This window comes from Pedobacter sp. ASV28 (assembly GCF_016428855.1).
In the GTDB taxonomy this organism is placed as follows: Bacteria; Bacteroidota; Bacteroidia; order Sphingobacteriales; family Sphingobacteriaceae; genus Pedobacter.
Genome location: NZ_JAELTN010000028.1, coordinates 31,902 through 56,294, shown reverse-complemented (window position 1 = coordinate 56,294; position 24,393 = coordinate 31,902). Strand labels below are relative to the sequence as shown.

The following is a 24,393-nucleotide window of genomic DNA, read 5'->3' as shown; positions in this document are numbered from 1 at the left end:
AACAAATTTTCTGTATTAAGGTTTATTAAGACGTTGAACAAAATTTTGAATACTATGGCTAAATATTCAGAAAAAGCAGGTGAAAAAGTAGAAAGGGCCATACACGAAATGAAAGAAGGTAAACTAAAGACTGGCACGGGAAAAAAAGTAACTTCTAAAAAACAAGCGATAGCTATTGGTCTGTCGGAAGCCAAGAAAGCTGGGGCGAAAGTGCCAAAAGATCAATCTTAGTTGAATAGTTTCTAAAAAATACATAAAGTGAATTAATTTCTATTGATCATAAAATATTGCTTTATGTAAAGTTTTTGACGAAAATAGCTAAATAAAGATATTGACTTATAAAGTTGGGCTACTTTCTTGATCCTGTGTATCTATTTTACGAAAAGGGACTGATCCGAAAAATCTCATTGTTGTTTATAAGTATAAACAGTTAAATTTGCTCGGAAAAGCCCACTTAACATGCTAAAACTTTTAACCTATCATACACCAATACCGTATAGAGATGACTTTAGGCATAGTAATGCTAGAGACAATTTCAGGTTGGTTAAGATGATGAGCCTATGTGGTTTTATTTTGGCATTGGTTTCCCGTATAACCGCATTTTTGTATTACAAGGATTTAAGAGCTTTTCCAAATTACGAAGAGTACTCTTTAAGCAATATGATTATTCTGGTTGGTCATTTGTGTTTTTATTTAGGTAGCCTCTTGATATCTAAATACCAATCATTGAAACATTTCTTTTCCCTATGTTTTGTGGTTTTCCTATTGTTGAGTAGCCTATATGTAAGTTATGTCAACTCTATGCACAATACCAAGAATACACTTACTATGTTATTGATTGGTATTGTACTTGCAGGTCTGTTCTTTTTGTTGGAGCTTAAGCATATTCTGGTTATTACGGTGCTGCTTATGCTATGCTATTGGTTTAGTATAGTAAGTAGCAAGATCAGTTTCTTCGATAAAGTGCTCAATATATGTGCTGGCCTTACCTTGGGGCTTATCTTGTTCTTTATTTCAAGGTATAGCTATTACCTAAAGTCAAAAAGCTTTATAAGGATAAAGCAGTTGGAAGAAAAGAATAAGGAAATAGCTATGCTCAATCGTCAAAAAAGTGAAGTGTTGGCTTATGTGGCACATGACCTGAGAAGTCCGCTCAGCTCTATTCAGATGCTGAACAGGGTCCAACCAGACGAATATCCAGAATTTGATGTGCCCAAATTAATTGAAGAAGCTACACAACAGGCCGATAACATTATTGGCGATTTGTTGGAAGCCTTAAAAGAGAATACCGATATCTTGACTACCCAGCGCCTGGAATTGGGCAGTTTTATAAAAGCTATGGTTGAAAAATGGCGAAATAACACGGGTAGGAGCATTCATTTTGTAAAAAGTACCCATTTGGTTTATGCATTTATCAATTCGTCTAAAATGGAAAGGGTCTTAGATAACCTTATCCAAAATGCCATTAAATTTTCGCCTGTAGATCAACCGATCGAAGTGGTTTTAACAAAAAGGGAGAAGCTGGAAATTGAAATAAAAGATAGGGGCATTGGTATACCATCTAATATGATCAATGAAATCTTCAAACAGTTTACTCCTGTGGGCAGAATGGGCTTAGGGGGAGAGAAGTCTATCGGAATTGGCCTTCATTTATCCAAAAAAATAATAGAACAGCATAAGGGCACCATAACGGTACACAGTACAGAAGGTCTGGGTACAACTTTTACGGTACAGTTAGAGCCAGCATATTAGAATTTGATAAATAGGGTACCTATTAAGCTATCTTTTGAAAATACCTTTCGAAAACATCGGCATTCCAACCATATTGCGCATTGCCATGTTTATCTGTAATGGTATAATCTATCTCGCTGCTATATGTTTTGCCTTTTTCAAATAAGATTTCATGATCCCTGATGAAATCTTGGATACAGATCATTTTATCGCCTTTTTTTACACCTTCGTTCATAGCAGGTTCCTTCGTTGTCAATTAATGTGGAAATAGGCCGCTTGGCCTTTACAAATATAAAATAGATTTTGAAAACCATTCCATTTATAAGGTTGTTACTGTTAAAAGAGACATAGAAAAATTAAAATGTTTGATCTTTAAAATAGATAGAAAAAAAAGATGATCTTCGGGTACTCCTGGCCTATCATCTATTCCTGAATTTTATTTTATAATAAATCACCAAACAATGAGGATAACTGTTAATAGACAACCCGTAAAAATATACCCAGATCCTAAAAGGGTAATAGCCCGTTTTTTTTATACTGGTGATGATCGGGCAAGAGAAGTTATTAGAAAAGTATTGGAATTATCCGAACAACAGGTATTTGGTATAATTTCTCCTTTGTTACAGGAATTTTCTAAGCGGCACCGTAATATAACCAAGGTATTTTCTCGAAACTGTAAACAGGTAAAACACCTCATAGAAGAAGTAGGGCACGATTATAAAAATGTAAGTGAATACAGAAAATACCTGATCGGATCTTATTTTACGCATGAATACTCTATAGAATCTGCCGCATTTTTTAACCCTTCCATAGTAGAAGACCCCGATCAGACCAATTTGGTGGAAGGAGAAAAAAGGGTGATCATTAGCTTTAGGGCAGTAGGAGAAGGACATATCTCTTCTGTAGTATTCAGAAGAGCCCTTATAGATTGCAATAATAATATTCATGTAATGCCGTCCGGTAATTACATTGATGAAGCAGACGTAGTAAAAAATGCCATTTATAATAAACGTCTATTTTTAAAAAAAGCATCTGATGCAAATATAGCTTTAAAGATAATTGCCGAGATGAATGATAAGCTCGGAGAAAAATTTGATTATGCCCAGTTGAGAAGAATTGTATTGGATTCAAAGAACTTGGAAGAAGATAATCTCGATAAATTGGAATATGATAAGATCCTTTGGCTTTCCGATACCTACCATGAAATCTGCTTTTCTAAAGATACCGATATATCTGACCGTGTTATTTTTCCCATTTCAGAATTTGAACGTAAGGGAATAGAAGATGCCAGGTTTGTACGTTTCATCAAAGAAGATGGTTCGGTAATGTATTATGCCACTTATACTGCTTTTGATGGAGCTTTCATTATTCCTAAGCTTATGCAGACTGTAGATTTCTATGACTTCAAGGTAAGCCCATTACATGGTACAGGGGCACAGAATAAAAATTTGGCCCTTTTCCCCAAAAAAATAAATGGAAAATATGCCATGATGTCCAGAATTGACGGATGGAACAACTACCTCATGTATTCAGATCGAATTACAGTTTGGGACCAGCCTATTAAATTGCAGTCGCCTTTGTACCAATGGGAATTTATACAGATTGGCAATTGTGGTTCGCCAATAGAGACCGAGGCAGGCTGGCTTATTATTACCCATGGAGTAGGGCCTATGCGCAGGTATTGCTTGGGCGCTAGCCTTCTTGACCTGAACGACCCTGCCATAGAATTAGGAAGGCTACATGAACCCTTGTTGGTTCCAAATCCAGATGAAAGAGAGGGATACGTACCCAATGTGCTGTATTCCTGTGGGTCGATCATTCACAATGGAGAACTGATCATTCCCTATGGTCTATCAGATTACTGTTCCTCTTTTGCCACCGTAAACCTGGAAAGGCTGCTTCAAAGAATTCTCGACAAGGGCGAACATACAGGTTAGGTTTTCCCATTTTAGAAGATAAACAAAGGATAACAAAAATTGAATGCCAACAACATGCACTAAATGGTATTTTCCCCATCAAAAAGGCTGAGCAAAAGGCTAAACCCTATCCCCTAAAAATAGAAAGGATATAACAGTTTAATATTGCTTTAAGTAAGGCATACAAGCCTTTTGCACAGCTCCTATAGCTTTAGTTCTCTAGAATATCCTCTTTTATTTTATTGTCATCGGCCAGATATTTATATTCTATCTCCAAAGCTTTGAACACCACCAAATGTGAAATAAGATAGGCTAATGTGCTTTCAGCCCCTTGGTTTCTGTTTACACCAAGAGCTTGTAGACCATCAGCGCAACCTTTGGTTTCATGGTCATATAAAGGTAGGTTAAGGCTGTTTTCACCTAAGAACCATTGATAACTTTGGTATAAATGATGCATGTATTTGAGTTCTTTGGTAATTTCATAGGCCTTAAAATATACCAGTACCATGGCCATGGTTTCTATAGCCTGCTGATCGTATAGTGCCATGGGCTCATTTTTCTTTAGCCAACCATTGTTCCCAACCGGATTTAGATAGCCCTTGCCCAAAGTTTTTTCCGTCAAGAAATCTAAGGTCTTCTTGGCAATCGTAAATGATTTTTCCTCTTTTGTAATCTGGTAATGACATAGCAATGCAAGAGGTAGTAGGGCATTGTCATAGGTAAGCTGCTGTTCAAACCACTGCCATTGCTTGTTACTGTTGTTTTCATATGCCTTTACTAATGGATCTACCAATTGTTGCATTTCGGTCATCATTTCAACGTGGTGGGGGTTTATGACCAGATAATGGTAAAGACCAATAATGGTATTGGTTACGCCCCTAAGATGTTGCAACTGGCTAAAATGTGGAACCGATTTAAGAAATAGCTCTGTGGCAAATTCCTTGTATGAGTTGTTGGGAGCGTGGTTAATAAGATAGCCTAATGACCAGATCGTTCTTCCGAAGGAATCTTCAGAACCAACTTCGTCCAAATAGTTGCGGTCAAAACTTAAAAAGTTTCTAAAATTACCATCTTCCCTTTGCATATATTGGATATAGCTAAGGTACACGGGCAGTAATTCCAGCGCCTCCCTGCTCTTATACTGTTTAAAGGCCATAAGAGCCATAATCAATGCCCTTGCATTATCATCTAAACAATAACCTTCCTTTAAGTTCGGAATACCATATTTGGCATGTTGAACAATACCTGTATCATCTGTCAAGCGCTTTACATGGCTAAGGTTAAAGGTAGGCATGCTATCGGCGTCAATAATGGGTTTGCCTTGAAGACTGGCCCGCTCCGTTTCCTGTATGGCCTCTTGAAGCACCGCGATGTAGTTTTTTCCAATATTGGGCCATCTTAAAGATAACCCATATCGGTAAGCATTGTATTTCAGTTGGTTCAATTTAGAGGGGTGGGCAAAAAGATCATTAACCAATGTTGCCAACTGTTGCGAATCCTGAAAATCAAACAGGAGGCCACGGTTATTGCTTAACAATTCCTGGGCATGCCAATAGGGGGTAGAAATTACGGCTGCACCAGCGCCAACGGCATAAGATAAGGTACCGCTAGTAATTTGGGCTTCATTTAGGTAGGGGGTAATATAGATATCTGCCGCCGAAAGATAATGGTGCAGTTCCTTCTCGTCAACAAATTTATTCACAAAAACCAAATGTTTCTCTACATCCAACTTTCTGGCCAAACGTTTTAAGCTGTCCCTATATTCCTCTCCAACATTTTTTACTACCCCTGGGTGGGTATTGCCCAGCACTACATAAATCGAATCCGGGTGTTGTTTGATAATTTCTGGTAAGGCACTAATGGCAGTCTCTAATCCCTTATTTCGGCTAATCAGCCCAAAAGTGAACAACACCTTTTTATCTTTGAAAGGATAGGCATTTTTAATGGGATTGGTGGTAGGAGGTTCAAGATCGGCAACACCGTGTTCAATATATTTGATTTTTGACTTGGGAATGTTGTAGATGGAGGTTAAAAATCCTATTGCTTTCTGGCTCATCACCACAATCTTGGCCGATCGTTTGGCGATTTGCTGGATAATGGTCTGTTGTACGTAACTGGGCTGCTTGAGTACGGTATGTAAAATGGTAATAATAGGCTTGTTTATCCTGGCCATTAGAGAAAGCACATATAAACCGCTCTCCCCACCATATATGCCAAACTCGTGTTCTATAATGCAGGCATCTACCTGACTGGTATTCACATAGTCAGCAGCCCTTAAGTAGTCTTTCTGATTGTTCTGCCGAATGATGTATTTAACTTCTGGCGGATAATTATAGGCCTTAAGTTCTTCCGAATCGCTTAAGGCCACTACAAAACTGTCATTGGAAACAGTTTTGTGCTGGTTTATGGCAAGAAAAAGATTGGCGTTAAAGGTGGCTATACCACATTCTGTAGGTAAGGATGTGCTAATATAGGCTATTTTCATTTTCGAATATTTTTTAATAAGTACCAGAACAGGGATATTAATTGAACAATTGATGTTCGGAAAAGGTTTTGGGTAAAGTGGCACGGCTAAAACAATACGTAGTTGCCCGCCATTGAATGACATTTTTCTGTATTTATACAGGTATGCCCAGAAAATTGGAATATTAAAGCACAATTGTAAATAACGTAGCCAATTTTTAAAAACAAGCTACCGCCATTAGTTTTTCTTGGGCAAGAAAAGCACCAACTCATCCAGCAGGAACAAATCTTCGACAGATGACTATTTTTGAGACGGAAGAGGTGGTAACTCAAATTAAGGTTGCTGTTGTTTGGCACGCAATCTTTCTTCTGCTTGTTTTACTTCATCCTTTTCGGCTAAAGGCCTATCGGTCTCCAATGTGCTTTTTTTTACCTTTTTGAGAGGTGCACTTTTATCTTTTACGGCTTTTTGGATAGTTTTCATGATTAGAATTTTCACTGATAGCTTAACAACCAATTGTAGCTTTTGTTATAAAAAAAATGGCTTTTAATATCAAGAGACGTTAATACTAGAATTAAAGGGGGAAATCCCTAAAATTCATTTTTTATGAACAATAAAAGCGTATTGACGTAAAAAATGGATAACATACATAAAATATTGTTTTGTAAGCGTATAACTTACCAATAGTAGAATTATGAAAACTGAAAATTAAAATCCAACAAATAGGTTTGCTTCACCACCTTTTTCTACGCCAGACAAAATCCTCGTGGAACAGAAGATGAGATGAGGCCAAAAGCCGACCACCGCGAAGATAGTTGCATAGGGTACAACCGTTTCGTAAATAAAAAAATAATCATAGCTGGTGGAGATTCTGGAATTGGACATGCGGTAGCTATTGTGTTTGCCAGAGAGGCGCCGATGTGCTCATTAGCTGTGGACACCGTTAATCTCGTCTACAAAACTCGATTTTGAATTTTTTTTAGATAATGCCGCTATGGGAAAACCTGGACAGCCAATTGAAGTCGCATCGGCCTTTTTATTTTTGGCCTCTAAAGCAGCCAGCTACATATCTGGGGCAACCTTACCGATAATAGGATGGCGCATTACCAAGTAATGCTCTTTATATAGTGATAAAGCGTGGGCAAGTGAATAGAGAAGAATACAATCGTTGTCATTTTGCACAAAACAGGTATTTATATGAGTATTTTAGGTATAAATCACCTTTGTAGGATAAATCTATCATTGGAAATTAGATCATGACAATAAAGTTGCACAACATTAGCAGCACATAAAGGTCAAAACTTAAATTAATTCTATAATGAAACTAAGCAATCCTCCAATAAACAGGGTTAACCAGAAAAAAGCGAATAATCAGGCACTAATTAATGCTGATTACAGTGATTATACTTTCATAGAGCACTTACAGACCATTTATAGTGCCGAAAAAAACTGGTTGGAGGCATTGCCGGTATTATTGTTGGGGGCAAATAGTGCAGAACTGCTTCAGGTAATCAACAAGCTACAGCGCAGTACCAAGGAAAATCTAAACCGTTTGGAAAAGATATTTGAAATGCTGGGCCTTGACAGCTTAGACAAGGATGATGCAGATGTTAATATCCTCATAGAAGAATGCTATGACATTATCGATATTACTCATCGTGATGGTTTTTTACGAAATGCAGGCCTCACCGTATGTATACAACAGGTAGAAGAATATCAAATGGCTATCTATCAGGCACTGTTAAAAAAAGCCAGGATGGTACAAAAAGAAGAAATGATTAACCTGCTAAAGATCATTATACATAATAAGCTCAGAATGGAAGAACGACTTTCTTTAATTGATGCCAATTACAAAACAAAGGAAACTGTTTTCGAGCACAAATAAGTAATTTTTATTGAATTTTATAAGTTGGCACTCTCTCTCTAAATAATACGCTCGCCAAATTAACGCTCTCTTTTTAACTTGAAAAATTCAATAAAAATTAGTATATTTATAGTTCGACTGAATTCTTTATCGGCATAAAATTGTTATGAAGAGCTTAAAAGATTCTATAAATTTCGAGGTCATAGCACAAACAGCAGAAAATTTTGAGATCGAATCATCAATGATTTTTAAGATCGCTGATGCAGTTCCAGACATGTTGTACCTAACCGATGTCAGGTGTATGAGAATTATCTATTCAAATACCAGGATACAGAGCTTGTTTAACATGACCCAAAAGAAAATAGCCGATATGGGCGCCTATTTTTTTGAGAAGATAGTCCATCCAGAAGATAAGGATAAATACTTTGAAAGTATTGCCAACCTAAAATATGCGGCAGATGAAGATATAGAAGAAGTGAAATACCGTATTATCGATTATCAGGGCAAGGTGCACTGGCTGGTATCCAAGCAAAAGGTATTTAAGCGTGATGAAGAGGGAATACCCGTTCAAATTATAGGAATTTCCCAAAATATAACAGATCAGGTCATCTTAGAGGAGGAAAAAAATAATCTCTTGGAAGAAAAGCTGAAGCTGAAGGCCAACCAGCAAAGGGAAATTCTAAAGGCAATTATGCACGCACAGGAAAATGAACGTAGCCATATTGCCGAAGCTCTGCATAACGAAGTAGGGCAGTTGTTATTTGCCGCACAGCTAAATTTGGGTAGTGCAGAAAAAGAAAGCAGCGAACTGCTCAATAGGGCAATCCAAAAGGTCAGGCAGATCTCTTTCGAACTCACACCAATCTTGTTGAATGACATGGGGTTGGAAATAGCACTGGCAGACATGCTGAAGAAAAAATTGAAACCCTTAAACATCGCCTTTAAGTTCAGTTTCGATTTGAAGGTAGAAAGGTTGAACCGAAACCTGGAAATCATTATTTACAGAATGATACAGGAACTGCTCAACAATTCCATTAAATATGCGGACGCAACGCTTATAAATGTGCTTGTACTGCAAAAAAATGACCAGCTTTATATTAGCCAGACCGATAATGGAAAAGGCATGGAAAGTAAAGCATGGTCAGAGGCCTTAAATGGCTTCGGGCTTAAGAACATAGCCAATAGAATAGATATTTTAAATGGTGTATTTGATGTTTTTACTGCACCAAATAAAGGAACAAAAGTTTTAATTAATATACCGCTCCATGACTTCTCCGATTAAAAAAACAAATATCATAAAGGTTTTATTGGCAGATGACCATCATTTGGTTAGAAATGGTATAAAATTATTATTGGACAAATATGAAGATATAGAGGTAGTGGGAGAAGGTGCCAACGGGCAGGATATTTTAGATGAGCTGGAAAAGTATGGAGATGGTATCGACTTGGTAATTGCAGACATTAACATGCCAGAAATAGATGGGCTGGAACTAACGGCTAGGTTAAAGAAAGATTATCCTGGTATTAAGATAATCATATTATCAATGTTGGATCACGAAAAATACCTCACTCTGGCATTTAAGGCGGGCGTAGATGCCTATCTGTTAAAAAGCATCAATAAAGAAGAATTGCTGTTCGCCATTAGACAGGTTGCAGGTGGTTCTTTTTATTTATGTACAGAACTTTCGCACCAATTATTGAAAAAATCTTTATGGTCGTGGTCCACAAGCCAGCACCATCTAAATACCGATATAGAATTTTCAGAAAGAGAAATTGAAATATTAAATCTAATAGCCGAAGGTTATACCAATGTGGAGATTGCAGAAAAACTGTTTACGAGCAAGCGTACCGTAGAAGGCCATAGGTTACAGATGATCAGTAAAACCGGGGTCAGAAATACTGCTGCCCTCATTAAATTTTGTTTAACAAACGGTATTCTCATATAAGCGATAATACCCACGCTTTAAACTTTCCATTTCAGTCTTTTCTCATTGCTCCTCAAACTTCGGTCTTCGGACATTCGACCTCGGACTCTAATCAATTTACAATATAGTTTTCCTTTGCTATCGAAAAAGGTTGTGCTCTGGCAAACAAATTGGTGTAATAGACGAATTCAATTGCATATGATGGATTTATGAAAGTAAAAGTGTCTTTATTCCTTATTCTTTGTTCCATTCTTCTTATTCTTCCAACACCCAACTTCGGACTCCAACCAACCAAAAAACGAACCAACCAAAAACCACTACGTTGGCGTTATCTTCTCCTCTATGGCATGCCCCAGGTTAGCTACAGCCTTTTCATTAAGCGCTCCCCACAGCTGTTCCCATTTCCCATAAACCTCTTTTCTCAGTTGGCTAATTTCCTTTTCGCCAATAAAACATACAAAGTAGGAGATACCATCGGTAGTTTCTAAAGGTTTTACCCTAATATGCCTTTCCTTGTCATCAATGGCAGCAATAATATAAAACTCTGGATTAAGGTAGTTCATGATTGTTTTAGGTTAATTAATAATAGAGGCTATTATATTGATTTTTTATTCCGGGCCCAAGTTAAACAGCCATGTAGCCTCCAAATATTATATAACCTAACATTGCTATAGGGCTTTTGGTTTGAAATAAAGTAGAAAAGCATAAAATGTCTACCCAATCTAACGAGGTGTTAAAATTAGGGGCAAATCTCAATTATTTGATTATTTTAGGAAGGCCTTAATGAAACATATGCGTTACCTAGCCATTCTAGCATTTTTTGTAGTGAGCTTTTTATTTGGTGCAACAGCTCAGGTTGTACATCTGGAACACCATTTCTCCAATCTTAACATTGGAAAACAGGTTACCTATTATGAAGATAAGAAGGCAGTCCTGAAACTGGCAGATGTAATACAGCTTGATGGTGAAGGTGCATTTAGGAAAAGCAATAAGGATATTCTGAATCTGAGCAATACACAATCGGCATTTTGGATAAAAATAGCTTTTACCAGCTCAACGGCCATGCAAGACTATCTTATAGTTGATATTCCCAATATAGAGAATATAGATTGCTATATTCCAGCCGACACGGGCTTTATTGCCCTACATGCCGGATCAATAAGAAAATCATTGCCAGGGGTAATTACGTCCAATAACTTTGTATTTCCGCTGCCAAATTTTAAGGAAAGAGACGCCGTGCACACCCTTTGGCTAAGGGTAAAGACCCATAACATTTTGCTTCTGCCCCTTAAAATGATGAGTTCAAGAGATGGAGACTTTAACCAGAACTCTATCAGGATCAGTCTGGAAAAGATCTATATAGGTATGCTCTTGACCTTGTTGATATTCAACCTCTTTCTCTATTTCAGCTTAAAAGATAGAACCTACCTCTACTATTGCCTATATGTATTTGCCTTTGGTGTATATGTGGGCTGCTATTTACGTGGATACGGTTACCTTTTTGGAGAAAACTTTCGCATTTACCTTAACCAATACCCACATTTTTTTGTCGGAATTGCCATTGCAAGTTCCATTCAGTTCTCCAATAATTTTTTTAACCTGAAAGCCATTTCCCCACGCATATCAAAGGTTTGTAACGTGATCATTATACTCTGTTTAATACTTATGCTTCTTAGCTTGGCTGGCTATAAGAGTATAACCACCATATTTACACAGCTCCTTTCCCTGTTTTCGCCCATATTGCTCATGCTTACTGGTATAATTGCCTATAGAAAGGGAAATAACACGGCCAAATATTATATACTGGCCTGGAGTGCCATTTCCGTTACCCTTATTATCATGGTATTGAGCATGCAGGGAATACTTGAGTTCCGCGATTATAGTTTTTGGTTTCTGCCCCTAGGGTCAACAGTAGAATTGCTATTTTTGGCCTTTGCCCTAGGTAATCGTTATACCAATATTATAAATAACGAAAAAAAGGTAAGGGAAGAAAATTACCAACTGGTTCAAACACAAAAGCAGCGTTTGGAAAAACTGGTAGAAGGGCGTACCGCCAAACTCAAAGATACCATTGCGCAGCTTGAAGAATCTAACGCAGTAAAAAATAAGCTTTTTTCTATTATAGCCCACGATCTGCGAAGCCCTTTTAACAGCCTCATTAGCATATTTACCTTAAAAGATATGGATATGCTTTCCTTTGAAGAGCTTAAGATGCTGTTGAACGAGAACAAAAAAAATATAGATACCATTCACAACACCATTAATAACCTGTTGTATTGGGCAAAGGGACAGATGGAGGGAATAGGGATGGAAGCTACCGAATTTGACCTCAAACTACTTATAGACGACCTGATATTGGTGTACTCGCCCTTGGCCCAAACCAAAGCGGTAAATATACGGTTGGATATTAATGGTGATACCTTAGTCTATGCAGATGAAAACCAGATCCAGTTGGTCATGCGGAACCTTATAGACAATGCCGTTAAATTCACAGTTGCCGGTCAGAATATAGTTATTGATGTAGAACAGATTGGAGATAAACTATGGGTGAAGGTAAGCAACGTAATAGCCAACGTAAGCGAATTTAACCTAGAAGAAGTAATGAGTGCCAAGGCATATACGGTAACCACGGGAACCGGAAATGAAAAGGGAATAGGCTTGGGCATGCACTTGTGCAAAGAATATGTGAAACTTAACGGAGGTGAGTTTAGGGGGCAGGTTGTGGGCCAGATTGTTTCCTTTTATTTCTATCTGCCCAAAAGTTTATGACGCCTATATGGGCAGTTCTACATAAAAAATGGTTCCACCTTCCGGGTTATCTTCCAGCCAGATCTTGCCCTGGTGGCTTTCAATAATCTGTTTGCTAATGGAAAGGCCAATGCCAAAGGGCTGTTCCCCTGAAGTGCCCGGGCGTTTGGCGTCTGTAAACATCTCAAAGATCTTGTGCCTATCGACCTCAGGTACACCGATTCCTTGGTCAATAATAGCAATCCTTACAGATTTCTGCAGGCGTTCTAGCACCACTTTTATGGTTGTTTTTTTTGGACTGAACTTAATGGCATTCACAATAAGGTTGTTGAAAACCCGCCATATTTTCTCTTTGCCCAGCATGATCTTAACAGGACCTCCACTGTAAAAGATAATTTTCTGTTTCTTCTCGTCAGCCTTGTATTGTAAGAGCTCAGTACATTGTCTCAGCAGGTGCTGGATATCTATTTTCTCTTTTTTGATGATTTCATTCTCTACGGCCAGACCAGAATTGAGCAACTGGTTAATCATTTCAATGGAGTTTTCGCCAGAGCTTTCTATCAGCTGCAGCATTTCCCTATCCTCGGCAGAAAACTTATCTTCCTGTAATAACAGATTGGCAATGCCAACCATGCCACCAATGGGATTTTTAAGATCGTGGGCCATTACCTTCATCATCTTTGCATAGTCCCTGTTCCGGCTTTCTAAGCGTTTTAATGCCTTTTTCAGCTCTCGGTTATGCTTTACCGTATCCCTTTCTGCTTTCCTTGCCTGTTTGGCATTCTTCAGTGCCAACATGATCAAGGGAATAAGCATTATCAAGAACAATATGGCCCCAACCAGATATATAGTTTTGCTCTGGTTGGTCTTCGTTAAAGACTTTACTTCGTCCTGGCTTTCCAGGTTGCGGAATTTCTCTGCAAGGTCAATCTTGTTAATGGTATTGTTCAATAAGTTTAGGCTATCTGAAATAGAGAGGTAGGCATTCAGGTTTTCATACCCTTCCTTATATCTCTTTTGGCGAAAATAGATGTCACTTTTGACCCGGTATAACTTTAGCTGGTTTGAAAACAGATTAGCCGTATCCAGGGGGAGTATGTTTGTAGTAGCATTTAAGATAGAGTCTGCCTTTTCTATCTTGTTGGTATGGGCATATACCTTGGCTAGTTTAATAAAGGCCGATATTTTGGAAGGATCTATGGAATAATCGTTCATGGCAATGCTCTGTTCCAGATATTTTTGGGCCAGTTCATAATTCCCCTTTTTGGCAAATAGACCACCAAGGTTATCAAAGGCAACAATTTTCGCCGCATTCATCTGATGCTCGCTGATGGTTGCCTTTCCTTCCTCACCCTGTATATATTGAATATTCTTGTTATAGAAAATAAGGGCACTATCTAATATGCCGGCCCTTTCGTAAGAAAATCCGGCATTGTTCAACGCCCCCTGGGTAAGATAAAAACGGGTTTGTGGATACACATCCTTGGCACGTTGTATATAGGTATAGGCTTCTTTTTGATAATGTGCAGCTAGGGCAAACCTGCCCTGTGCATAATAAATGTGCGCAATTTTCGAAGCAAAATCGCTATAATTGATGGGGTCTTTTTCTTTGTTTATTAAAGAACTGGTCTTGAAATAAGTACGAAGTGCATCGTCATATTGCTTATAAAATACATAGGCATCGCTTTTCAAGATCAATGCTTTTGTATATATCTTTTTATATTTTTCCTGCTCCTTTTTTTCATTGAGAAGCGCCAATAAACTATCGGCATAGCTATAGGCAATCCGCTTGTCTGAAAACCTGATCTGAGAGGAGAAAATGTAGAAATTGGATAGGTTCTGAATATCATCATTAGAAATATTTGGCCGTACAGAATCCAATATTTCCAAAGCATAATTTATATTTCCAGATTTTTGCACGCTGTCAATCCGGTTAAAGATTTTGTCAAAAACGAAGACTTCGTTGATAACGGCCTCTTTCCTTTCACAGGCACTGAAAAAAAACATAAAAGACAACAGTACAACAAAGAAACCATCATGAAGAAATCCAATTTTGTTTCTTTTCTTGTATTTGTTAATAGATCTTGCGTTAAAATTGGGTTTATTATCTTTTTTGATGGACATTGTCTTTTAAGGGAAACCAAAAATATCGAAATCTTTAGATAAAATGAAATGTTAATTATGTATCTTTTTATAAAACAATGAGTTATGTTTTTTTATGTTGTTGTGTTTTGGAGGTGTTGATAATAAAATTTGTGATTGACCACAAATAATCAAACCTTAGTACCATTAATTATAAGTAATGGAAGATCTAAAAGCATTGAGCCAAGTGGCCGAATTTCATGCTACATTTAAGCACCCTATTGTTGAACAGGCCGCCATCCCCGCTAAAGTGAGAAGCCAGTTGAGAATTGACCTGATAGCCGAAGAATTAAAAGAACTGCAGGAAGCCGTAACACAAAACGATTTGGTAGAAGTTGCCGATGCACTTTGTGACCTACAGTATGTTTTGGCTGGAGCAGTTTTGGAATTTGGTTTGGGCAGCAAATTTAAGGCCCTGTTTGATGAGGTACACCGTTCAAATATGAGCAAAGCCTGTAAAACCATAGAAGAGGCTAACCAGACCATAGCACATTATAAACAAAAAGACAATGTAGAGGCCTATTATAAGGAAATTGACGGTCTATATCTGGTGTATCGCAGTAGCGACCATAAGACCTTAAAGTCCATCAATTATTCGCCTGCCGACTTAAAAGGACTTTTGTAACAATAAATATGCATTTATAAATAAATTAAACTCATTAATTTAGGCCATTCTAAATACAATATTTATGATTAAGATTAGTAGTCACGATGAATTTGCAGCATTTTTGGGAAGAGAACTTGGAATTTCAGATTGGCACAAGATCGATCAGGAACAGATCAATAAGTTTGCCGATGCCACCTTAGACCATCAATGGATACATATTGATAAGGAAAGGGCCGCTACAGAAAGTCCTTTTAAAACTACCATTGCCCATGGCTATCTTACGCTTTCGCTCATTCCATACTTATGGAAACAGATCGCGGAAATCCATAACCTGAAAATGGAGATTAATTATGGTATAGAAAGCCTAAAGTTTGGACAGGCTGTTATCGTAGACAGCGAAGTACGCCTGAGGGCCAAATTAAAATCTATTGCCAACTTAAGGGGAACAACGAAGGTTATCATAGAAGTAGTACTCGACATTAAGGACCAAACAAAACCGGCATATATTGGTGATGTGATGTTCCTTTACCATTTTATTGACTAAGATATAGTCCTTTTCTCATTTATAGGGATTCACATTCTGTCATTCCTGGGCTAGGAGGAATCTATGTTAGATTATTACAGGTTATCTTTGGTGAGTAACTCGTCATCTCTAGGGAAGCACTTCGTCGAGAGATCGATTATTGAGTAAACCTCATTGTAAGTTGAAATAGTTGGAACGCCATTCTTTTGCCTATTCGCTTTTAGCGGTGTCCTCACCGCGTAGATGAATGGTTGATGAAAAAGACCAGTTTCTGCCAAAACTACTGGCTTTTCCATTCCGTCATCTCGAGAGAAGCGTAGCGACGAGAGATCTGACTATAGCAGGCATTTTCCTTTCAGGTAATGTATCTGGTGGATCTGGCAACAAATACCACATTCTACCTGCTTTTATCGGTGTTCACGCTACATAGATGAGTGGTTGGTACAAAAGATTGCTCCTGCCAAATCTACTGCCTTTCCATTGCTTCATCTCTAGGGAAGCACAGCGGTAAAAGATCTATTATCTAGAAAAACCATGTAAACGAAAGAAGTGGAACAAATGGGAATGCAATCGAAATGGCCACTAAAAACTCGTAGGTATTTTATTTTTTGTTATATATTTAACAGCACCAAACTAAACCGTATCATTTTTCTAGCCCCTGATGTTAAAATGTTATTAAGAAAGCTTATCGCTGCTATTCTTTTATTTGCCTTTTTTAAGGCAGATGCGCAAAAAACGGTTGTTCTAAATAAGACCACTGCAGAATATATTTTTAAATCTGGCGAAATTTTGTGCCTGGAAGACAGCACCAACAATCTGCCTTTTGAATTGGTTTCCAGTAAGGCCTATCAGCATAAGTTCAAGCCCAATATCGATTATTATCCCAAGAACTATAACAGAAGCTCTTCATATTGGTATAGGGTAAAGGTACGTTTGGATGAAGACCTGGAGAAATCAAGCCTCATAGAATTTTTTGACCAGATTACCGACCATATTGAAGCTTACATGCCTAATGAAAATGGCATTTACGTGAAGGATAAGACTGGGGCCGATCTTGTATTTAAAGAAAGGTTATATCGGCATAAAAACTTTGAGTTCCTCATCAAGAATATAAAAAAAGGCGAATATTACTACTACTTCCGGGTCAAATCTAAAGATCGGGTCAATGTGATCATTGTTTTCAGGACCGTAGAACGCTTTATACAGTACGGCCTTACCGAATACCTTACCTACGGCCTCTTTTATGGGATGATATTCATTTTTAGCTTCCATAATTTACTGATGTATTTAGCCGTGCGCAGAAGACAGTATCTTTATTATATTCTATATATCCTCAGCGTAGGTGTATATGAAATGTCCATAGATGGAATTGCCTATCAATATTTATGGCCACAGCAACCGGTATGGAACGAATATGCCTATGGTATAGCGCTTTTTTGCTTAAGCTCGTTCGGACTGATCTTTACCAAAGAACTTTTGCATGTAAAATTAAAGGCACCCGCTCTTTTTAGATTGATCAATGTAATACTTGTTCTGCGATTGATATTCTTTATGGTCTGCCTGTTGTACAACCCAGATTGGTTTAAGTACAAGTTTATAGAATTTATTCCTTTATCTGTAGGCTTTCTAACGGGCATATACATTTGGTGGAAGAAAAAATACCGGCCAGCTCGGTTCTTTGTACTGGGCTATTCCTTTCTTTTTTTGGGATTTGTCATAAAAGTGGTCCATATACTGGGCTGGGCAAGGCATATTCCAGGTGCACTGGGTTTCTATAGCTTGAGTTTTGGCTTTTTACTGGAAATGGTTTTTCTTTCCTTTGCCATTGGCGATCAGGTACGTATCCTGAAAAAGAAAAAAGAAAACGCCCAAAAGCAGATCATTAAACAAATGCAGTTAAACGCCGATCTAAAAGATAGCCTGAATAGAAAATTAGAAGCAAAAGTTGAAGAGAGGACCAGGGAGGTAAAGCAGCAGTCCATTGCGCTATTGGAGCAGAATGAGACCATCGAAAAGCAAAATGAGGAACTTTTACTGAAAAATAACCTGCTGTCGAGGCAGGCAGAAGAAATTTCAAGAATGAACGTGCTTTTGGAAAAAGATAACATCACCCTAAAAACCAACATTGAAAAAGTTACAGATGCACGTATCAATGCCACGGAGCTAGATTTTGATGAATTTAGCCAAAAGTATCCCGATAAGGAATCCTGCTATAAATTTCTCTCAGAGCTGAAGTGGGAGAAAGGCTATGCCTGTATTAAATGTAACCATACAAATTATTGTAGTGGCAAAGTACAGTATAATAGACGTTGTACCAAGTGTGCCTATGAAGAATCGGTTCTTCAGCATACCATTTTTGAGAATAATCGTATTCCTATTAATAAAGCCTTTTATTTAGTGTACCTAATGTACAATTCAAAGGGTACCATATCTTCCCATAAACTTTCCGAAAAACTTGGAATTAGGCAAAGTACCTGCTGGGCCTACTCTGCTAAGATCAAAAAAGTGATGGATGAACGACGAAAAGACTTAAGAGGTATTGGAAAATTGGGCTGGAGCAAGCTCATATTAGATAAATAAACGAAAAAATAGCCTGTTTTTCGTTTTACGCAAACGTTTCCGCATTTTTTTTGAAAATATTTTCGTTGCGTTCCAAACGTATCAATGGCCAAATTATGTGCACAATCATATGGCAATTAATCAGCTACTTATCTTTTTTATTGTATGAGATTAAAGCGTATCAAAATATTTGTAAATATCTAATTATCAGAAGTTTAATTGTTTTTTAAACTTGTAAATCTGCAAGTTGTCACACTATATTTACCTCACCAAATATTTTGGAAGATTAACCCAACCAAATTTAACTGTATGAGTAAAATTCTATTAAAAAGGATTTTGCAGAAGATGGTGTTCACCCTATTCTGGTGCCTTGTTCTGCAAACAAACATTTTAGCCTTTGAAAAAGGCGATCTGAAATTACTTGCTGTAAATACAGCACCCCAAAAAAATGTAGACATTTCTGGTGTGGTAAGAGATGAGAAAGGGGCGCCTTTGCCTGGCGTGGTAGTAAAGGTAAAAGGAACAAAGCAAGCAGTAAGTACCGATAATGATGGCAAATTCTGGCTAAGGAATATAGGGGCAAATGCCATTATTGTATTTTCCAGTATTGGATATAAGGAAAAAGAGGTAGGCGTGGCTAATACCACTTCGTTCAATATTGTTTTGGAAGAAGATACCAAAGGCCTTAACGAGGTGGTGGTGGTAGGATACGGCACCCAAAAGAAAGTAAACCTAACGGGCGCTGTTACTGCAATTAGTGGTGATGATCTAAGAAATAGACCGGTACCAAATGCTACAGCGGCACTACAGGGGCAGGTACCCGGAGTAATTATTACGCGTAGCAGTGGCCAGCCGGGCAAAGAAAATTACGGCATAAGAATACGTGGTACAAATTCCATTAACGGAACAGGTGCTCTAGTCTTGGTTGATGGAATCCAAATGGACTTGAACCTCATCAATCCAGATGATATAGAAAGTATATCGTTTCTGAAAGATGCAGCGGCATCTGCCATTTATGGCGCTAGGGCAGCAGGAGGTGTGGTATTGGTTACCACCAAGTCGAGCACCAGTGGAAAAACCAGAATAAACTTCAATTCGTTCTACAGCTTCAATGTTACGGCAAGGCAACCAGAACGCTTAAATTCTTGGGACGAGCAGACCTTGATTGATGAAGCACGTTTTAACGCTACGGGAGCTAGGGAATTTACACCAGAGCAGATCGAATGGTTAAAGAATCCCAATTTTAATTATCGCCCAAATCTAACGGCCAACCGTTGGGAATATTTTGATAATACCGACTGGATCAAGGCGGGGATGAGTAAGATTAACCATGCACAGAACCATTCGCTATCTGTAGGTGGAGGCACTAAGGAAATGAATTACCTGTTGTCTACAGGTTATCAGGGCAGTGATGGGGTATTGCGCTACGGACCCGATGATAATTCCAGATATAACATTAAGTTCAACTTAAATACAGAGCTCAACAAGTTTATGGATTTGAGCTTTGTAGCAGGTTATATTGGTCAGATTACCAACTCAAATTCGTTTTCTACCGGAAATATTGTAAGCGCACTGTACAGGGTCAGAACACGGCAATCGTTATACACCCCTCCAGAAGATACAACGGGACAGCCCTATAATGGAGATCTACAGATCAATGCTGTAGACATTGAGAAGAATGGAGGATTTACCCGGGAGATGTACGAAAGTTTTACTGGAAAAATAGACCTTAAGATCAAAAATTTGGCCAAGGGACTATTGATTAATGCAGTGGCCTGGAGAAATCAGGATAACTATAACTATGAGCAGGACAGGAGAAGTTTGTTCTGGTACGGTAGAAGTAACCTGGAAGCGCCACGTTTTACGGCGAATGTGCCCAATGGCATTAGCTTGGTGAAAAACAGGGGCTATTATGACAACCTACAGACTACGGCAGACTATAACGTGCAATTGGCAGAGAAACACAACTTTAAAGTAATGGCAGGTGCTTCTTTCGAGCAATATAGGAAAGATGAATCGAGCTCTGGAGCCACTAACCTCTATAGTAATGATATCTTCAGTGTTAATTTCGCAGATCCGATTAATAAAACAGCAGGCGACAATGTAGAAACCTATGCCTTTGGCTCTTTATTTGGTAGGCTTAATTACAATTACGCCGAAAAATATCTTTTTGAAACCACTTTTCGTTATGATGGCAGTTCAAGATTGGCACCATCCGTTCGCTGGACATTTTTTCCGTCATTTTCTGCAGGTTGGAGGATAAGCGAGGAAAGCTTTGTTAAAAATAACATCAAATCCATATCAAACCTGAAAATCAGGGCATCATGGGGGCGTGTAGGTAATGCGGTAAGTAACGGTGGTATTGGTAACTATGATTACATCCCGGTTTTAAACCCTGGTTCTAATTTGGTGCTGAATGGGGCAAGAGCCAATTACTTCTATCAACCTCAGCTTCCTTCTACCAACAAGACTTGGGAAACTGTTCAATCGGCAAATCTGGGTGTAGATGTAGGCATGTTTAAAGAGCGCCTAACAGGTACGGTTGAGTTTTATCAAAACCGCAACATCAACATGTATGTAGACGTGAATGTGCCTGCTATTTTGGGGATCCAGCCTTCACAGGTAAACGGAGGTACATTAAAAAGCTGGGGTTGGGAAACTAATGTAAGGTGGCGCGATAAAGTGGGGGCATTTGGGTATAGTGTGGGATTGAATTTTTCCGATAACCAGAACAAGCTCATAGAATTTAACAGCAAGAAGTTAATTGGAACAGGTGGTGTGGTAAATGCCATTGAAGGTTATCCCTTAAATACAGTTTGGGGATATAGAACTGGAGGTATTTTCCAAACCGATGCAGAAGCTACCGCCTATGCCGCAACGGTAAAATATCCTTTCTTTGCCGCACCCAAGGCAGGTGATATCAAGTACTTGGATTTAGATGGCAATGGGATAATTGATGCTGGCAAAGGTACACCGGAAGAACCTGGAGATTTGGTTTACTTAGGGAATACAAGTGCCAGATATTCCTATGGTTTCGATTTTGGGCTGAATTGGAAAGGATTTGATTTTTCAATAGCTTTTCAAGGTACCCTAAAAAGATCCTTCCTTATTGCTACAGAAACATTGGCACCATTAAATGGAACGGCGAATATGCCATGGACCATACATATGGACCGTTGGACACCAGATAATCCCAATGCTTTCTTTCCACGTATGTACCAGACCAGCGACCATAACTATAAACCATCTGATAGGTGGACACAAAATGGAAGCTATATCCGCTTAAAAAATCTTCAATTGGGCTATAATATCAAAATTAAAAAGAAGTATGTACAAAACCTGAGGGTCTACTTCTCCGGTCAGGATTTATGGGAAAGTACCAAGGTAATGAGCGTATTTGATCCAGAAGTGCCAAACGGCGTGAATTCACAGGCCTATCCATTCTATAGAGCCTATGCATTGGGTTTAAATGTTACTTTTTAAGTTAAATAATCATGAAGAAAACTAATATATTAATTCTTGCGATAACGATAATCATGCTGACTGGTTGTGCCAAATTAGATAGGGCACCAGAAACCACCTTTGCCGATACTGGATACTGGAATACCGAAACCGATCTTCAAAACGCGGCAAATAGGCTTTATCAGCAGATGGCCGGACATGTCATAGATAATAGGGCCGATGACAATACAGGCCAGAATATAGATGCGATAAGCACCGGAAACAGGGGCATTCCCGCAACCGATGCAAATTGGAGCGATCCTTATCAAATGATTTTTACGGCTAACAATATTCTTGAAAAAGGAGGAAGGGCAGCGGTAAGCGATGCCATTAGGAACAGGTACTTTGCAGAAGCGCGTTTTTTTAGGGCCTATGCCTATGCTATGCTCATCGAAAAATACGGCGATGTGCCTTTGGTGTTGAGAACCCTGACCATTAATGACCCAGATCTGTTGATGCCAAAAACACCTAGGGGTACGGTAGCCAAGGCTATTTATGACGATTTGGATTTTGCCGCTAATTGGTTGCCAACCAGAGCTACCCTACTGGCAGCACAATATGGCCGCATTACAAAAAGTACAGCTTGGGCATTAAAGGCCCGCGTAGGTTTAAGGGAAGGTACAACGGCCAAGTTTAACAATGTTAGCGGGTGGCAGGACCATTTGAACATTGCTGTAGCAGCGGCAACTTTGGTAATGGGACAAGGCCATGTACTTTTCAATAATTATCTGGGAGAATTTACCCATTTGGGAGATGGGGCAAGTAATACCGAGAATATACTGATGAAACAATATGCGCTGACCATTTTAACGCACAACACCTCTAGAGATCTGGAGAATGGTAGGATAGCACCAACGCGTAACCTTATTCGCCAGTATCTGTACAGTGATGGTCTTCCCGCTTGGAATTCTGACCAAAGCCCTACAGCTACCCGTTCGACATTTTTTGTGCCAGAGGCAAATGAAACCAGCTACAATACCATTCTCGATAATAGAGATAACCGTTTGGCCACTTTGGTTTATCGCGCTGGAGAGCAATCTTATCAAAGACCATGGGTACCACAAACCTCTTTGGGCTCTAGAACAGCCTATGCTGGGAAAAAACTATTCGATGCCGCCGACTGGGCCAGTAATGGAAATGCAACGGTACAAAAAAATCTGATCCGTTATGCAGAAGTACTATTGATCTATGCCGAAGCAAAATATGAGCTGACTGAAACCATTTCAGATGCAGACCTTAACCTTACCATAAATGCCCTTAGAACCAGGGCTGGCTTTGCACCAAGATTGACCAATGCATTTGTTACGGCCAATAACCTTAGCATGCGCGAAGAAATCAGGAGGGAGCGAACAGTAGAATTGGCCCTGGAGAATTTTAGATACGGAGACCTCATCAGATGGAAAACAGCTGGTAACGTCATGGCCAAACCTATTTTGGGCGGAAAATATATAGCTAGCGAATGGGTAGGTACCAACGCTTCGGCACTTACCTTAAATGCTGATGGTATTTTGGTAGTAGAAGATGCAACCAAACGAAAATGGAATCCAGATAGAGATTACCTGTATCCCGTACCATTAAATGAAATTGCCCTCAGTGGTGGAAATGTAAAACAAAATGATGGTTGGAAATAACAAAGTTTAATCATATTTCAAGACAAAAAAGATAGAAAGTCACGGACATGCCTGCTTGCTATAGAGGCAACAAATGGATAGTGTGTCCCTGATCGTTTCATCATTCAAAAATAAAATGATATGCTAACGAAAAAAATAAATAGAGTGGTATTGTTATTGGCACTTTTTGCAGTGGGCTTTACTGCCTGTGAAAAAGATGATCCAGAAGGTCCGGTAGGTTATCCAGGATATGAAAACTTTTATTACGCGGGCTTTTTGCCTTGGAATAATACGGGCACAGAATCTGTATTAAGAACACAAACTACATTGGTGAAATTCCCAGTGCAGTTTCACTCAGCCTTTGTTCGCGACTATGATGCCGTGGCCCAATTTACTTTGGTAACTACTGGCATTGCTAATCCAGCGGTGTTGGGACAGGATTTCAACGTAGTAGACAAGAATGGAAGTGTGCTATCGGCAGCTAATGGAATTTTTAACTTAAACTTTCCTCAGGCAAAAGCTAAGATTGATACCATTTATTTTAAGGTGCTGAATAGCGCAATTGTCGGTACCCGAAGAATTGAGATCAACCTGGTACAAAATACCAATAGCCAATATACCGTTGGTACTTTTTCTCAAGCCTATAAACGATTTTTAGAAGTCAGATAATTTATCCGACGATGTTTTTGGGTAGACATGGTAACCCTATGCCAACCTTGTCATTCTGGCTAAAATGAACAATCTATGGTAAAACAAAAATAGATTCTCTACAAGTCGGAATGACATGGTTGTGGCATGGAAAA

At 38.7% G+C, this 24,393-nt stretch carries 19 protein-coding genes; 14 read left to right on the top strand and 5 right to left on the bottom strand.

The annotated features are described in order from the left end of the window. Positions 1 to 54: 54 nt before the first annotated feature. Together JHD79_RS11985 and JHD79_RS11980 are read left to right on the top strand one after the other, a co-directional pair. The gene (locus tag JHD79_RS11985) at positions 55 to 231 is read left to right on the top strand and encodes a DUF6496 domain-containing protein (protein ID WP_199119474.1); all 177 of its coding nucleotides are present in this window, start codon (positions 55 to 57) and stop codon (positions 229 to 231) included. 228 nt (positions 232 to 459) lie between these two features. Then, positions 460 to 1,752 (top strand): sensor histidine kinase KdpD, encoded by a 1,293-nt coding sequence (locus tag JHD79_RS11980; protein WP_199119473.1) that lies wholly within the window; start codon positions 460 to 462, stop codon positions 1,750 to 1,752. 22 nt (positions 1,753 to 1,774) lie between these two features. Here JHD79_RS11980 and JHD79_RS11975 read toward each other — a convergent pair whose 3' ends face one another. Then, the gene (locus tag JHD79_RS11975; protein ID WP_199119472.1) at positions 1,775 to 1,987 is read right to left on the bottom strand and encodes a hypothetical protein; all 213 of its coding nucleotides are present in this window, start codon (positions 1,985 to 1,987) and stop codon (positions 1,775 to 1,777) included. Positions 1,988 to 2,192: 205 nt separating this feature from the next. On the opposite strand from JHD79_RS11975, the gene JHD79_RS11970 reads away from it, so the two are divergent. Continuing rightward, a complete protein-coding gene (locus JHD79_RS11970) occupies positions 2,193 to 3,668 on the top strand; it encodes a glycoside hydrolase family 130 protein (RefSeq protein WP_199119471.1) in 1,476 nt (491 codons plus the stop codon). Between the two features lie 190 nt (positions 3,669 to 3,858). Here the strand turns inward: JHD79_RS11970 and JHD79_RS11965 are convergent, their stop codons facing one another. Then, positions 3,859 to 6,132, bottom strand: a complete 2,274-nt coding sequence (locus tag JHD79_RS11965; RefSeq protein ID WP_199119470.1) for a glycosyltransferase family 4 protein — start codon at positions 6,130 to 6,132, stop codon at positions 3,859 to 3,861. Between the two features lie 312 nt (positions 6,133 to 6,444). Continuing rightward, positions 6,445 to 6,594: a hypothetical protein gene (locus JHD79_RS11960; RefSeq protein WP_199119469.1), complete on the bottom strand. Its 150-nt coding sequence runs from the start codon at positions 6,592 to 6,594 to the stop codon at positions 6,445 to 6,447. Positions 6,595 to 7,042: 448 nt separating this feature from the next. Here JHD79_RS11960 and JHD79_RS22970 point away from each other — a divergent pair, with 448 nt between their 5' ends. The 4 genes from JHD79_RS22970 (at position 7,043) to JHD79_RS11940 (ending at position 9,921) form a co-directional block, all read left to right on the top strand. Next, positions 7,043 to 7,225: an SDR family oxidoreductase gene (locus JHD79_RS22970; RefSeq protein WP_199119488.1), complete on the top strand. Its 183-nt coding sequence runs from the start codon at positions 7,043 to 7,045 to the stop codon at positions 7,223 to 7,225. 204 nt (positions 7,226 to 7,429) lie between these two features. Next, on the top strand, positions 7,430 to 7,996 hold the full coding sequence (locus JHD79_RS11950) for a DUF892 family protein (RefSeq protein WP_199119468.1): 567 nt from the start codon (positions 7,430 to 7,432) through the stop codon (positions 7,994 to 7,996). A gap of 145 nt (positions 7,997 to 8,141) precedes the next feature. Next, positions 8,142 to 9,257 (top strand): PAS domain-containing protein, encoded by a 1,116-nt coding sequence (locus tag JHD79_RS11945; RefSeq protein ID WP_199119467.1) that lies wholly within the window; start codon positions 8,142 to 8,144, stop codon positions 9,255 to 9,257. Then, positions 9,241 to 9,921 carry a response regulator transcription factor gene (locus JHD79_RS11940; protein WP_233164664.1) on the top strand — a complete coding sequence of 227 codons (681 nt, stop codon included), beginning with the start codon at positions 9,241 to 9,243 and terminating at the stop codon, positions 9,919 to 9,921. The genes JHD79_RS11945 and JHD79_RS11940 overlap by 17 nt, the downstream gene beginning before the upstream one ends. 296 nt (positions 9,922 to 10,217) lie before the next feature. Here JHD79_RS11940 and JHD79_RS11935 read toward each other — a convergent pair whose 3' ends face one another. Beyond that, on the bottom strand, positions 10,218 to 10,463 hold the full coding sequence (locus JHD79_RS11935; protein ID WP_199119466.1) for a hypothetical protein: 246 nt from the start codon (positions 10,461 to 10,463) through the stop codon (positions 10,218 to 10,220). 220 nt (positions 10,464 to 10,683) lie between these two features. On the opposite strand from JHD79_RS11935, the gene JHD79_RS11930 reads away from it, so the two are divergent. Continuing rightward, the gene (locus JHD79_RS11930; RefSeq protein WP_233164663.1) at positions 10,684 to 12,669 is read left to right on the top strand and encodes a sensor histidine kinase; all 1,986 of its coding nucleotides are present in this window, start codon (positions 10,684 to 10,686) and stop codon (positions 12,667 to 12,669) included. Positions 12,670 to 12,672: 3 nt separating this feature from the next. Here the strand turns inward: JHD79_RS11930 and JHD79_RS11925 are convergent, their stop codons facing one another. Continuing rightward, the gene (locus tag JHD79_RS11925; RefSeq protein ID WP_199119465.1) at positions 12,673 to 14,772 is read right to left on the bottom strand and encodes an ATP-binding protein; all 2,100 of its coding nucleotides are present in this window, start codon (positions 14,770 to 14,772) and stop codon (positions 12,673 to 12,675) included. A gap of 178 nt (positions 14,773 to 14,950) precedes the next feature. Between JHD79_RS11925 and JHD79_RS11920 the strand changes: the two genes are divergently transcribed. From JHD79_RS11920 to JHD79_RS11895, 6 genes are all read left to right on the top strand, one after another. Next, positions 14,951 to 15,415: a nucleoside triphosphate pyrophosphohydrolase family protein gene (locus tag JHD79_RS11920; protein ID WP_199119464.1), complete on the top strand. Its 465-nt coding sequence runs from the start codon at positions 14,951 to 14,953 to the stop codon at positions 15,413 to 15,415. A gap of 64 nt (positions 15,416 to 15,479) precedes the next feature. Next, complete coding sequence (locus JHD79_RS11915; protein ID WP_199119463.1) at positions 15,480 to 15,941, top strand: MaoC family dehydratase; 462 nt, start codon at positions 15,480 to 15,482, stop codon at positions 15,939 to 15,941. A gap of 648 nt (positions 15,942 to 16,589) precedes the next feature. Continuing rightward, positions 16,590 to 18,500: a 7TM diverse intracellular signaling domain-containing protein gene (locus tag JHD79_RS11910; protein ID WP_199119462.1), complete on the top strand. Its 1,911-nt coding sequence runs from the start codon at positions 16,590 to 16,592 to the stop codon at positions 18,498 to 18,500. 288 nt (positions 18,501 to 18,788) lie between these two features. After that, on the top strand, positions 18,789 to 21,962 hold the full coding sequence (locus JHD79_RS11905; RefSeq protein ID WP_199119461.1) for a TonB-dependent receptor: 3,174 nt from the start codon (positions 18,789 to 18,791) through the stop codon (positions 21,960 to 21,962). A gap of 11 nt (positions 21,963 to 21,973) precedes the next feature. Continuing rightward, positions 21,974 to 23,611: a RagB/SusD family nutrient uptake outer membrane protein gene (locus tag JHD79_RS11900; RefSeq protein ID WP_199119460.1), complete on the top strand. Its 1,638-nt coding sequence runs from the start codon at positions 21,974 to 21,976 to the stop codon at positions 23,609 to 23,611. Positions 23,612 to 23,731: 120 nt separating this feature from the next. Then, the gene (locus JHD79_RS11895; RefSeq protein WP_199119459.1) at positions 23,732 to 24,259 is read left to right on the top strand and encodes a hypothetical protein; all 528 of its coding nucleotides are present in this window, start codon (positions 23,732 to 23,734) and stop codon (positions 24,257 to 24,259) included. Positions 24,260 to 24,393 lie beyond the last annotated feature (134 nt).